The sequence below is a fragment of the Acinetobacter sp. ANC 4470 genome (assembly GCF_002135335.1).
GTDB lineage: Bacteria > Pseudomonadota > Gammaproteobacteria > Pseudomonadales > Moraxellaceae > Acinetobacter.
This window is the reverse complement of record NZ_NEGC01000006.1, coordinates 113,686-126,703: the sequence shown is the minus strand read 5'-3', so window position 1 is coordinate 126,703 and position 13,018 is coordinate 113,686. Positions and strand designations below refer to the sequence as shown.

Annotated in this window: 12 protein-coding genes; 7 read left to right on the top strand and 5 right to left on the bottom strand. The window is 38.4% G+C overall.

The features are described from left to right. Nucleotides 1–203: 203 nt before the first annotated feature. Nucleotides 204–770, top strand: coding sequence for a TetR/AcrR family transcriptional regulator (locus B9T25_RS10460; RefSeq protein WP_086188364.1), 567 nt, complete (start codon nt 204–206; stop codon nt 768–770). A 448-nt stretch (nt 771–1,218) separates the two neighbouring features. On the opposite strand, the gene B9T25_RS10455 is transcribed toward B9T25_RS10460, so the two are convergent. Further along, nucleotides 1,219–1,998 (bottom strand): ferredoxin--NADP reductase, encoded by a 780-nt coding sequence (locus tag B9T25_RS10455; protein WP_086188363.1) that lies wholly within the window; start codon nt 1,996–1,998, stop codon nt 1,219–1,221. A gap of 102 nt (nt 1,999–2,100) precedes the next feature. On the opposite strand from B9T25_RS10455, the gene tsaA reads away from it, so the two are divergent. Beyond that, the gene (gene tsaA, locus B9T25_RS10450) at nt 2,101–2,820 is read left to right on the top strand and encodes a tRNA (N6-threonylcarbamoyladenosine(37)-N6)-methyltransferase TrmO (protein ID WP_086188362.1); all 720 of its coding nucleotides are present in this window, start codon (nt 2,101–2,103) and stop codon (nt 2,818–2,820) included. Here the strand turns inward: tsaA and B9T25_RS10445 are convergent. After that, the gene (locus B9T25_RS10445) at nt 2,817–4,022 is read right to left on the bottom strand and encodes an MgtC/SapB family protein (protein ID WP_228146882.1); all 1,206 of its coding nucleotides are present in this window, start codon (nt 4,020–4,022) and stop codon (nt 2,817–2,819) included. The genes tsaA and B9T25_RS10445 overlap by 4 nt on opposite strands. Before the next feature lie 308 nt (nt 4,023–4,330). Here B9T25_RS10445 and B9T25_RS10440 point away from each other — a divergent pair, with 308 nt between their 5' ends. The 4 genes from B9T25_RS10440 to B9T25_RS10425 all read left to right on the top strand — a co-directional run bounded on the left by B9T25_RS10440 (nt 4,331) and on the right by B9T25_RS10425 (nt 8,692). Then, the gene (locus tag B9T25_RS10440) at nt 4,331–6,088 is read left to right on the top strand and encodes a GspE/PulE family protein (RefSeq protein WP_086188360.1); all 1,758 of its coding nucleotides are present in this window, start codon (nt 4,331–4,333) and stop codon (nt 6,086–6,088) included. Between the two features lie 98 nt (nt 6,089–6,186). Then, on the top strand, nt 6,187–6,549 hold the full coding sequence (locus tag B9T25_RS10435; RefSeq protein ID WP_086188359.1) for a NirD/YgiW/YdeI family stress tolerance protein: 363 nt from the start codon (nt 6,187–6,189) through the stop codon (nt 6,547–6,549). Between the two features lie 147 nt (nt 6,550–6,696). After that, nucleotides 6,697–7,356, top strand: coding sequence for a response regulator transcription factor (locus tag B9T25_RS10430; RefSeq protein ID WP_086188358.1), 660 nt, complete (start codon nt 6,697–6,699; stop codon nt 7,354–7,356). Nucleotides 7,357–7,360: 4 nt separating this feature from the next. Continuing rightward, complete coding sequence (locus tag B9T25_RS10425; RefSeq protein ID WP_086188465.1) at nt 7,361–8,692, top strand: sensor histidine kinase; 1,332 nt, start codon at nt 7,361–7,363, stop codon at nt 8,690–8,692. Between the two features lie 69 nt (nt 8,693–8,761). On the opposite strand, the gene hemP is transcribed toward B9T25_RS10425, so the two are convergent. After that, nucleotides 8,762–8,932: a hemin uptake protein HemP gene (hemP, locus tag B9T25_RS10420; protein ID WP_086188357.1), complete on the bottom strand. Its 171-nt coding sequence runs from the start codon at nt 8,930–8,932 to the stop codon at nt 8,762–8,764. A gap of 140 nt (nt 8,933–9,072) precedes the next feature. Between hemP and B9T25_RS10415 the strand changes: the two genes are divergently transcribed. Further along, entirely contained in the window at nt 9,073–9,972 is a 900-nt protein-coding gene (locus tag B9T25_RS10415) for a thiamine phosphate synthase (protein WP_086188356.1), read from the top strand. A 59-nt stretch (nt 9,973–10,031) separates the two neighbouring features. On the opposite strand, the gene B9T25_RS10410 is transcribed toward B9T25_RS10415, so the two are convergent. Both B9T25_RS10410 and mrcB read right to left on the bottom strand, forming a co-directional pair. Further along, a complete protein-coding gene (locus tag B9T25_RS10410) occupies nt 10,032–10,598 on the bottom strand; it encodes a hypothetical protein (protein ID WP_086188355.1) in 567 nt (188 codons plus the stop codon). A gap of 15 nt (nt 10,599–10,613) precedes the next feature. Beyond that, a complete protein-coding gene (gene mrcB, locus B9T25_RS10405; RefSeq protein ID WP_086188354.1) occupies nt 10,614–13,010 on the bottom strand; it encodes a penicillin-binding protein 1B in 2,397 nt (798 codons plus the stop codon). Nucleotides 13,011–13,018: the final 8 nt, after the last annotated feature.

Here is a 13,018-nt window from a genome sequence, read left to right as displayed (position 1 = left end):
ACCATTTTTTATAAAAGACTTTTATTTCAAACATTTGTTCTTGTAGAATGAATAGAGTAATAAGTGATAAACATGATTTTTTTTAATACGATTCAAAAAATGTTATACTATTTCATATTCGCATTAGATCATTAAAAAGATGCATTTTTTCTATTTGATTTTGGTTCAGCATACAATGAAAATAAGGTTGGTAGGTAAGTAGCATGTCCAAAAAAGACGACATAATTAATACTGCACTGCATCTTTTTAATTCTTACAGTTATAACTCAATTGGGATCGATCGGATCATTAGTGAATCCGGTGTCGCTAAAATGACATTTTATAAATATTTTCCATCTAAAGCGAAACTGATTGAGGAATGCTTGTATCGTAGAAATATGAATATACAAGCATCTTTAGGTGCTGCAATTGCTAAATGCGACGACAATGACTACTTAGCGCATGTAAAAGCCATTTTCTTCTGGTATCAGGCATGGTTTCACATGGAAGACTTTAATGGTTGCATGTTTCAGAAGGCTGTTGAGGAAATTTCTAAAATATATCCATCAACGATGCAGCCCGCTATAGAATATAAAGAGTGGTTACTGGAGCGAATTCGTTTTGCTTTAGAACAGTTAAAAATAAAACAGCCACTTCAGTTGGCTATACTTCTGACGAGCATTTTGGACGGGATGACGATACAAGCACAAATTGATAAAGATTCGGTCAATATTGAGGAATATTGGAAACGTGTTTATCAGTTAATTCAATTGGAACTTATGTCAGTTTAAATTTTTACTGTGCCTTATCCATTGTAGTTTCTAAATTTAAAAAATAAAAAAAGCGTGAATATTATAGTTATATATCACGCCTCGCTGAAAGTTCTTGGTTCAATATTAATATTGAAGTCTATTTCATAATAAAATAGGCTAAAATATTAATATTATGAGGAGTTTGAAAACTCCCTTCTTATGTTGTTTTTATACTTGTAAAGTGCCCTCTGGATGTATTATAAATTTCAGCTAAATAAAACAAATCAGGAGTATACAGACCTGTCTGTTTGTGTTTGAGAGTATAGGTAATTTTATTGCTTAAGACAACAATTTTTAGTCAGTTTTTTGACCAATTTTGACCAAAATCGTCAGTATGGTTGTTTTTTGTTCGGTTTTGATAAAAAATAAATCTTTGAAATTAAAAAAAAACCGAGGAAACTCCTCGGTTTTTCAATATTGCACGGTATTATTTTTCAACGAATGCACGTTCAATTACGTAGTCACCAAGAACACCCATACGTGGAGATTCTTTAAGACCGTGTTGGTCAAGAAGTGCAGCAACGTCGTCTAGGAAAGACGGGCTACCGCAAAGCATTGCACGGTCAGTTTCTGGGTTGAAACGTGGTAGACCAATTTTTTCGAAGATCTCACCCGTTTCAATTACAGTCGTTACACGTCCTTGGTTTGGATATTCTTCACGTGTTACTGTTGGGTAGTAAACCAGTTTATCTTTAATACCTAATTCTTCGAAAAACTCATTGTTTGGAAGTTCATTTAAAATTAAGTCTTGGTAAGCCAATTCAGAAATGAAACGTGTACCGTGAACAACAATGACTTTTTCAAAGCGTTCATAGGTTTCAGGATCACGAATGGTTGCTAAGAATGGCGCAAGACCTGTACCTGAAGAAAGCAGATATAAGTTTTTACCTGGATTTAAGTCATCAAGCACTAAAGTCCCTGTAGGTTTTCTAGAAATTAAGATTTCATCGCCCACTTTTACTTTTTGTAAAATAGAGGTTAAAGGACCATCTGGAACTTTAATAGAGAAAAACTCTAATTCTTCTTCGTAGTTAGCACTGGCAATAGAATAAGCACGCATTAAAGGCTTACCGTTTACTTCAAGACCAATCATTACAAATTGTCCATTTTTAAAACGTAACGCAGTATCACGTGTGGTTTTAAAAGAGAATAAGGTGTCATTCCAGTGGTGGACGTGAGTAATCTTTTCGACGTTGAAAGCAGCCATTAAAGGTCTCAATAAATTATCAAATTAGAACAGCTTACTATTCTAATCTAAAAACATTCTCGATAAACTGAATATATTTAATTGAGCTTATTAGAAAAAGTGATGACTACTGAACTTAAACTGCCTATTATTGGCTATATGAATTCACCTTATTGTGAAAAATTTGGTATTCCGAGGCAACCCAATTTAGTTCAAGTTGAATCTTATATTGAAATGCTTGAACCTTATAATGATTTATTGGCGTTCGAGGGCATTGATGAATTTAGTCATTTATGGTTGATTTGGCAGTTCCATGACAATAAAAATCAACAAGATAGCCATAAATTTCGCCCTCAAGTCCGACCACCACGTTTAGGTGGAAATAAGAAAATCGGGGTATTTGCGACACGTAGTATGTATCGTCCTGCACCTATGGGTTTGTCTGTGGTGCAGTTGAAAGAAGTAAAAAAAGTTGGTAAGTCCGTTCGTGTTTATGTGACCGGGAGTGATTTGCTTAACGGCACACCAATTTTAGATATTAAGCCATATATTCAATATTCAGATGCAGTTGCAGACGCAAAAAGTGGTTATGCACAACATGAGCCTGAACGAATGCTGGTTATTTGGACAGAAAGTGCCGAGCAACAAAAGCAAAATTTAATTCAAACTCAGAGTTTAGATGATCGAATTGCGCATGAATTGGAACAAGTTTTATCACTGGATCCAAGACCTGCTTATCAACATGATGCAGAGCGAATTTATAAAATGAATTTTGCCCATTTGGATGTGAGTTTTTCTGTCGGATTGGACAACATTACGGTTGTTGATATTGTTCAACTCTAGCGTAGGGTAATCCAACAAAGCACACTGATTAAAACAAGAATATGGAGTATTTGAACTGGAACGAATACGCGTGCGAATTTCCAACCACCCGTTAAAGCCGCATTAATCGATTTTGAAACAGCATGCGAACCTAAGCCTAAAATCATGGCATAGAGTAATGTTAAGTTTGTTGGATCACCTTGCATGACTACTGCTGCCGCCGCCGCGTGAATTTCAAATAGCGAAGCTAACAGCGTTCCTGCAATTAAACCTGCATCCCCAAGCAAAAGATTGAGTCCATAAATACCTGCTTGAATAATGGTTAATGTGCCTGCAATGATGGCAGCTTCTTTTAAGCTAAACATTCGGCTATCGATTAATTCTATTTTTTCAAGTGGTTGGGTATGACGCAAAAGCCATAAGGCACTGAGTGCTAGAATAATGATTGCAGCCAGTGATGGCAAAATTAAAACTTTTAACCAACTGACCGACACTCCAGCCACAATAATTAACAACAGCAATAAGGTGGAAATGCAGGACATGAGTGCTGCCCCCGCATTGGCGTTGGCTTCAGCACGACCCGAGCGAACTTCCATACCTAAACTGGCGATGGTGGCTGTACTAGAGACAAAACCAGATGCTACAGCTGAAAGAATGAGCGCATTTTTTGAAGACAGTAAGCGTTTTGCAATATGTGCTAAAGCTTGAACCAGCAGTATGAGCGCAAGTAGTTTTAAAATAATATAAGGGTTGAGGACTGAGCCCCATAAAGGCGTGTTTGGAGTCAGCGGTAAGCCGATTAAAATCAGTGCGAGTAAAAATAAACCATCTTTAAATTCAGCTTCGGTAATCCATTTGCTTGCAATACCATGCATCGAATGTTTCATCATTAAAATAATGGTTAATACAACGGATAAACTTGCAGCCAGTGTAATATTCCATAGACAAAGTGCGCCGATAAAATAGGTCATCACGAATGCTAGTTCAGTGGTTACCCCAGGATCTTTAAGTTGGTTTTTAAGCGAAAAAATACCAATTCCACCAATAATGATTGCACCGATAAGACCAAAAATAGCGCCAAAGGTAAAACAGAGTGCACCGAGTAATGCACAGATCACAAAGGAACGAACTCCTGCAAAGCTATGTTGATTTTCACGTTGCTTACTTCTCTCGCGCTCTAAACCTATTAATAAACCACAACCTAAAGCCGCAGCCATAATCATCAGTAACTCTTGAAATGATGTACTTTGCAGTGATAGGTCAAGTAGATTATTCACAGTATTAATCCAAGACATTAAGGTTGAGAAATCTGCTGATTAATTGAACAGTATGTGAAACATTATTGGCTATAAATCAGCGAAAGTAAAAGCGTAATTGTCGTTAAGTTAAGAACAGCGATCGCCTTTATTTGAAAGGCATAAAAGGAGCAAGAAAGCTGATTTAATGCTAAAGCGCTTCTTTTTCTAAAAGTGATTTAAGCGAGATGAAATATAGTTTGATATAGTATTGTTCTGTTTTGGGGCTTAGAACAATGAATTTTAATTTTGAAATGGACACATCTTGGTGTCTAGAACAATTACAAAAAGATGGACGTATTACCGAGCGCAATAAGCTATTGATACAAACGACACATCGGCAACGTGAGCAACTAAAATGGCATCCATTACAATGGATTGCAAATTTTGCTCTGGCGGATCAATCGCATCCTCAATCAACCCTGACTTTAAACCGTTTATGTCAGTGGATTGCAGAAAAAGCCAATATTCCTTTTTATATTATTGATCCTTTAAAAGCAGATGTGCAGGCGCTGACCAATGTCATGTCACAAGAGTTTGCTTTACGTAATAGAATTCTGGCAGTTGAAATTCAGTCAGATCAAGTATTAATTGCTACTGATCAACCTTATAAAACAGAATGGGTTGCTAACTTAGAACATAGTCTTTTACCGAAAAAAATTCAGCGTGTATTATTAAGTCCTGAGCAATTGCAGCGTTATTTGGTGGAGTATTATCAAGTCAGCCGTGCTGTAAACTCATCGCAAAAAGCCAGTGCTTATGAGCGAGATCACAAAGGGGTAGAAGCCCTTTTACAGTTAGGGGATAGCCAAAATCCAGATGCTAATGATCAACATATTGTCAAGTTGGTGGATTGGGTTTTACAGTTTGCCTTTGAACAAGGTGCCAGTGATATTCATCTCGAACCGCGCAAAGATGCAGGAAAAGTACGCTTTCGAATAGATGGTGTGTTGCATACCATTTATAAAATGCCTGCCAATACACTGACCGCGGTGATTTCACGGATTAAAATTTTAGGTCGTATGAATGTGGCGGAAAAGCGAAAACCACAAGATGGCCGATTAAAAACTCGTACCCCGAAAGGACAAGAAACCGAGCTGCGTTTATCGACTTTACCGACTGCATTTGGCGAAAAAATGGTGATGCGTATTTTTGACCCTGAAGTATTGGTCAGAAGTTTTCAACAGTTGGGCTTTGAAGGCGATTTACTCAGTGCTTGGCAAGCTTTAACGTCGCATAGTCACGGCATTATTTTGGTGACGGGACCAACGGGTTCAGGGAAAACCACAACTTTGTATTCTTCACTGAAACAGTTGGCAACAGAACAAGTGAATGTCTGTACCATTGAAGATCCAATTGAAATGCTTGAACCCAGTTTTAACCAAATGCAGGTGAATCAAGGGATTGATTTGGGTTTTGCCGATGGTGTACGTGCTTTAATGCGTCAAGACCCCGATATTATTATGGTGGGTGAGATTCGAGATCATGATACCGCGAATATGGCGATTCAAGCTGCGTTGACTGGTCATTTGGTGTTATCTACTTTACATACCAATGACGCACCTTCAAGTCTGACTCGATTGCATGATTTAGGCATTCAGCCATTTTTAACTGCAGCGACCATTCTAGGGGTATTGGCACAGCGTCTGGTGCGGAAACTGTGTCCACATTGTAAACAAGAAACCTTTATTAATGAGCAAGAGTGGAAGCATTTGACTTTTGATTATGAGATCGAGATGCCCAACTTTGTATTCCAAGCTGTCGGTTGTGAAGAATGTCGTCATACTGGATATAAAGGTCGTATTGGTATTTATGAGTTTATGCCTTTAAGCCTAGAGAGCAAGCAACTGATTGGGGCAAATGCTAACTTAAACCAGTTGCGTCATCAGGCCAAGAAAGAAGGTATTGAACCTCTTCGAATTGCAGGTGCACGTAAAGTTTTAGCAGGCATGACCACTTTAGAAGAAGTTTTACGCGTGGTGCCTTTAAATTAAAGTATTGGTGAAAATTAAGAAATCTTAAGATTCACCTCATCTTTATTTGTTTTAATGACTTTATCGAAAAGGTGAACACAAAAATGAGGGTTTTAACCATGAATATGATTTCAAAAGTAGCTTTAATTGCAGGTTTGGTGGGTGCAACGACATTTGCTATGGCAAATACCGCAGTGAATCAAACTGCAATTGCACCGCAAGTGACCACAACGGTTAAACAGGCTTTGATTTTAAAAGACGATACTAAAGTACAGCTTAAAGGTTATGTGGTTAAAGCTGTAGGTGATGAAAAATATCAATTCCGTGATAATACTGGCACGATTACGGTCGATATTGATGATGAGTTATGGCAAGGTAAGCCAATCTCTGCAAAAACACCTGTTACCTTAATTGGTGAAGTCGACATCGATTACAAACCTGCAAAACGTGTTGAAATTGATGTGGAAGCCATTAAATTCTAGTTCATTCAAGCAACTGACGTAAAAGCAGCGGCTTAAGCAAATATCTCTCCCAAAACCACATGATTCATTCATGTGGTTTTTTGCATCCAACAAGTTTTAAAGCATGTTATCTTAAAATTAAATTATGCCTAAATATGAGAACAATACATGCGAATCTTACTGGCAGAAGATGATGCTTCCCAAGCAGAAAGCATCAAAACATGGCTGGAAATGGATGGTTATAATATCGATTGGGTTGAGCGTGGAGATCATGCCATTTTAGCCCTTGAGCAGCATCAGTATGATTGTGTGTTACTGGATCGTGGACTACCCAAAATCAATGGCGATGACATTCTGAAAACTTTACGCGCACAACAGCAACCCACGCCAGTGATTTTTATTACAGCGCAAGACAGTATTCATGATCGTGTTGAAGGTTTAGATTTAGGTGCAAATGATTATTTAGTCAAACCTTTTAGTTTGGAAGAACTTTCAGCCCGCGTACGTTCGCAATTACGACAACATCAAACTCAAGTGGGGCAATATCTTCATTTTGCCAATTTACAATTAGACCCACAAACGAAAACTCTAAAGCAAGATGGTCAACCCATTAACCTTACTGCAAAGGAGTTTCAAATTTTGCATAAGTTGATGCAAAGACCAGATTATGTGGTCACACGTGAACAATTAGAAGAATCTTTATATGCGTGGGGCGATGAAATAGAGAGTAATGCGATTGAAGTCTTTATTTATCAATTGCGTAAAAAAATAGGCAGCCAATATATTAAAACCATTCGTGGTTTAGGCTATCGCATGAGTCACGATTAATATGCTGAAAACAGTTTCTTTACAAACCAAACTGATTAAAACCTCACTATTTAGTTCAATTGTGACAGGGCTGTTGGCATTGTTGCTGTTTGTGCTGATTTCACTGTATCAGACCATGCAAGTGCAAGATCAAATCATGGATGAAATTGCCGATATGCTCTTGATTTCGGATATAACCACTCATTTAGGACAACAGGTGGATGAGCTGAGCGATGAGTTTGATATCCAATACCAATTAAAAAATCAGCAACATATACTGACCGAATCAAAAGAATTCCCGCTAGAACAGCAAAATTCAAAACTGCAAATGCAGGCATCGAATGGTTATCGCTATATTTGGCAAGATCAGCAATTATGGCGTATGTATAGTGTTGAAGATGCTGAACTTAATATGTCTGTGACAATGTTACAACCTGTAGGGGAACGCTTCAAAGAGCTGGCTCAAAATGTCATGGGCTATAGCTTGGTGTTAATTTTGCTTTGGTTCATGCAGTGGATGATTTTACATTTTGCGGTGCAACGTCAATTTAGAGTCATTCAGCAATTATCTAAAAACATTGCTGAAAAAAATGCCGATGATTTAGCACCCATTCAGCAGCAAGTACCTGCGTTAAAAGAATTACAACCGATGGTATTGCAGTTGAATCAGTTATTGCAGCGGCTTAAACAATCGTTGCTCGCAGAACAGCGCTTTACTGCGGATGCTTCTCATGAACTGCGTTCGCCTTTATCCGCTATTCAGATGCGTTTACAGGTGCTTAAACGTAAATATCCAGATTTAGATCAGGACTTGGCGAGTATTCAAAATGATGTCAGTCGTGGTACGCAAGTTTTAGAAAATTTACTTTTACTGGCACGCCTTGATCCAACCAATGTTGATCAATTACCTAAAATAGACGTCAATTTACAGGTTGTTGTGTCGGATGTCATTCAAGCTTTACAACCCTTTGCACTAGAGAAAAATATTCAGATTACGACACATATCGCGGATGATCTTTCTATCCTTGCCAATGAAAAACTAATCTTTACCTGTATGCGAAACCTTGTTGATAATGCGATTCGCTATGCTGGGCAAGATGGGCATGTATTTATTGATGTACAACAAAGGTATCAAAATGTGGTTATGACCATTGCTGATGATGGGCAAGTGCTAACTGAAGATATTTTGCAGCGTTTAGGTGAGCGTTTCTATCGTGCTTTAGGGACAAAAACACAAGGCTCGGGACTTGGACTTTCAATTTGTCAAAAAATAATGCAATTACATGCGGGTGAAATTCATTTTGCTAAATCTGGGTATGGTGGATTACAGGTCACGCTACAATTGCCCATTCAATAACTAACAAGCAGTATGTTTGTGCACATACTGCTTGTTTCCACGTTTATTATTCTTAAATTATAATTATTTTTATTTGGTTAAAATGAGTCGATTGTTCCGAGTGAGGCGTAGACGATATTCTTCTCCAGCATGCATAATTCGGATTTCTTTGCCTAGGGAAAATAGATTGTTCGAGTGCAACATAGGTAGTGAGTGAGCTGCTTCATTATTACGTGTAAATAGGCTAAATGGTGCGTTCATTCCTTCGACTCCGTGGTATATGGGGGAACGACTTAAATGATAATCATTATCGAATAGACCTGTCAATCAATTATTTAATAATTTATAAAAAACTTAAAGTTGCTTACACTTAGGTCTATTTTCACGCAAAGGAGTACGCAATGTCCAAACCTACGATTCACGTTGCAATTGCGATTTTATTGCATCAGGGCAAAGTACTGGTTGGCTGGCGTGAAGCAAAGCAGCATCAGGGCAATAAGCATGAATTTCCAGGTGGGAAGGTAGAGGAGGGTGAAACACCTTTGGCTGCATGCCGCCGTGAAATTTATGAAGAAGTCGGTGTCGGTTTACAGGATTGGCATACTTTTGATGTGATTCGTCATGAATATGATGATGTGATCGTCAACTTACATTTATTTCATGCCATTGTACCCACAGCATTATTGAATGAAATTCAACAGCCTTGGGCATGGTATAGTCGTGATGAATTATTGCATTTGAATTTTCCGAAAGCCAATCAAGCCATGATCCAACGATTACATTGGGCACACCAAATTAAGATTTCAGATCAATTAGATGGCTTGAGACAATTACATCAAGATCAACTCATGTATTGGCGTGTTGAGGGAACTCAAGCGCAGATAGTTGAACTTGCAGAATTGAGTGTTGAGCAACTATCTCAGCTCATTATCAATATTGATATTTATACGAAATTGAATACGATCCAACAACAAACAGTTTCCGCAATTCATTTAAAGCAGTCGCAACTGATGTCTTTAAAGCAAGGTGATTTAACACTTGGAAAACGCTATATTGCTGCATGTCATGATTTGGCAGCGATGCAACAAGCACAGCACATTGGTTGTGATGCAATTGTGTTGAGTCCAGTCCTTGCGACAGTAACACATCCAGAAACGCCTGCACTTGGGTGGGAGCAATTTAAAACTTTAGCTTCACAAGTCGATATTCCTGTTTTTGCACTCGGTGGCATGCAAGCGAGTGATCTTGGTCTGGCTCAAGAACAGGGTGCATACGGTATTGCAGGCATTCGATTCTTATAAAAAACGGTCTAAGAGGATGTATTGAGCAATATCTTTTAGATTTCAATACATTCTAAATTTTATAAGGTTTTCAGGGCTTTTTGTGCTTGTTGAATCATTTTTTGATCTTTTTGCTGTTGTGCAGCTTTTAAAATCACCAGCCAAAGTTGTTTCTTCATGGCATTGCTTTGTGCATAACTTAGCCCACGTTGCGCTAGAGCTTTAGCATTTTCAGGCTTGTTTTTCTTATGCGCAACCAAAGCTAAATACAAAAAAGTCTCGGCAGACTGTGGGGCTAAACGCTGTGCTTGCAGTGCAGCAGCTTCTGCTTCATTCCATTTCCCTTGTTTATACGCTAGCTGAGTTTTGTGCATTAATTTTTGAAATGCAGGTAGCTGACGACCATCTTCAAATCGCTGTTTGCTTCTTTGTTCAGGAATCACCACTTGCATTTTTTTACGTTGAATTTCTTCACGATCATAAGGCGTAATGACAACGCCATCCGATGTTTTAATGTCCTTTTTTTCAGTAGAGGTTTTTTTCTCTGCTTCTGGCTGCTGAGGGGTAGGTAGGCTTTGACAGCCGACCAACCCTATTAAACCTAAACTGATTGCTATTTGTTTATATCTGCTGAATCGTACATTCATTCTTAATTTTCACCACTAATTATCATAGCTACCACTTGAAATGACTTTCTCATTACTCGGAAGGTCGCGCTGCATTTCAGTTTCGCTTTCACGAATATAGTTTTCAATACTATCGTTTTGATCTGCGGGTGCTTGATTGTTTTCGGTATCAGGATTGTAAACTGGCTCAACTTGATAATGGGGTAAACCGCAACCTGTTGCCTGACGAGGCACATTATTACGTAGCAGTGGAATATACATTGCACCTTCACAGCCTTGTGCAGATAAGTGTCCAGTCGCACGATCAATCCATTGCCATTGCACATTTTCTGTTTGGCGTAAGTTCACTGGTTTTTGGCGCAATTGTTTCATGACATTGGTCCAAACAGGAAGTGCACCTGAAGAACCGGTTAAACCAGTCACTTTGTTGTCGTCTAAACCGAGCCAAACTACACTTAAATAGTTGCCAGAATAACCTGCAAACCATGAGTCGCGCGTATCATTCGTAGTTCCAGATTTTCCTGCTAATTTTAAGTCTGTAGGAAGCGTGTTATATGCCGAACGCCCAGTACCAGCGCTCATGACTTGTTGTAAACCGTAATTTAAAATATACGCAGCAGAAGGATCGATTGTGTTTTGAACTGTAAGACCGTAACGTTCTAACAAACGACCATTAGAATCGACCACTGAACGAATTGATTTGATTGGATATTTGAAGCCGCCCGTTGCAAAATTGCTATAAACACTCATCACTTCCATAGGTGACATATCAACAGCACCTAAGAAAATAGATGGATAATTTGGAATTTCTGACGTCACACCAAATTTTTTCAGATGATTACTAAATGTTGAAAGTCCAAACTCTTGTCCTAAACGCACCGCTGAAAGGTTGTATGAGTTTGCCAAAGCTTCTGCCATAGGAACCACACCATGTCCACCACCACTATAATTTTTAGGTGTCCATGTTTTTCCTGCACTTAAGATGCTAATAGTGCTGTCTTCAATTGGACTTGCCCAATTGTAACGTCCAGATTCAATAGCACTTAAATAAATGACTGGTTTAAGTAAAGAACCGACTTGACGCTTGGCATCTAAAGCACGGTTAAAACCAGTAAAGTCTTGAGTAGAACCGACGGCTGCAACTAACTCACCATTTTCAGGGTGAGAGATTAAAACAGCCCCTTGCAAATCTTTTAGATTCTTAGGATTAGCACTGGCTAAACGTAAAACAGAGGCTTTAAAGGCTTCTTGAACCTGAGTTTGTGCAATCGGATCAAGCGTGGTGAAAATTTTCAATCCCTGATTGGTTAAATCACCTTCTTGATATTCAGTACGTAATTGACGACGCACAATATCAAGAAAATCTGGAAAACGTGCAGGACCTAAAGTTGGTTTTGCAATAACGTTTAATGGTCGTGCAACTTCTTGCTCAAGTTGTTGTTGAGTTAGATAGCCCATGACCAACATATTATTGAGTACAATATCACGACGCTTTTTGGCAGCTTCAGGGTTTCTCCATGGGTTAAACAGCGTCGGACCTTGCACTAAACCGACTAAATACGCTTGTTGAGCAATACTTAATTCACTTAAAGGTAAACCAAAGTAAAATTGTGAAGCGAGACCGTAACCATTAATCGAATAATTACCATTTTGTCCCAAATTTACTTCATTTAAATAGGCTTCTAAAATTTCATCTTTATCGTAATGCAGTTCAATTAACAGCGCCATTAAGGCTTCATTGACCTTACGTTTTAAAGTTTTTTCTGGGCTTAAATAGAAGTTTTTAACCAACTGCTGAGTCAGCGTCGAACCACCTTGACGCTTACCTCCAGTTACATTACTGACCAAAGCACGTGCCGTACCACGAACTGAAATACCATGATGATGATAGAAATTACGATCTTCAGTGGCGATGAGGGCTTCAATTAATGGTTTAGGTACATTTTTAAGCTTAATGAGAACACGATCTTCATTATGTTGAGGGTAAATTCCCCCAATCAATAAAGGCTCTAAACGTGCAATCCCAGTAGAAGAGGGTTTGGTTGCACTGACCTCACCAATTTGATTGTTGGCAAAAGTGACTTTTAAAACTTGTTCTGGTTCAACACTGTCACCAAAGTCAAAACCTCGGGTATGCACATAAAGTTCATCACCTGACGTAACATAACTTCCTGATTTGGTATAACTATCTGAACTTTTATAACCCAGTAATTTTAATTCTTGGGTGAAGTCTGTTTGATTTATGGACGCATTGGTATAAACCTCTAAAGGACGCGCAAAAACTTTTGCAGGAATATCCCAGCGTTGTCCTTCAAATTTATCTCGTACAATATTGTCCATTCGTATTAAGTAGATGCTAAAAACTAAAAAAACACCAATGACTAATATTGAGAAAATAAGGGCCAGTAAACCGATACCGCGTTCAGACTTCATTAATGATT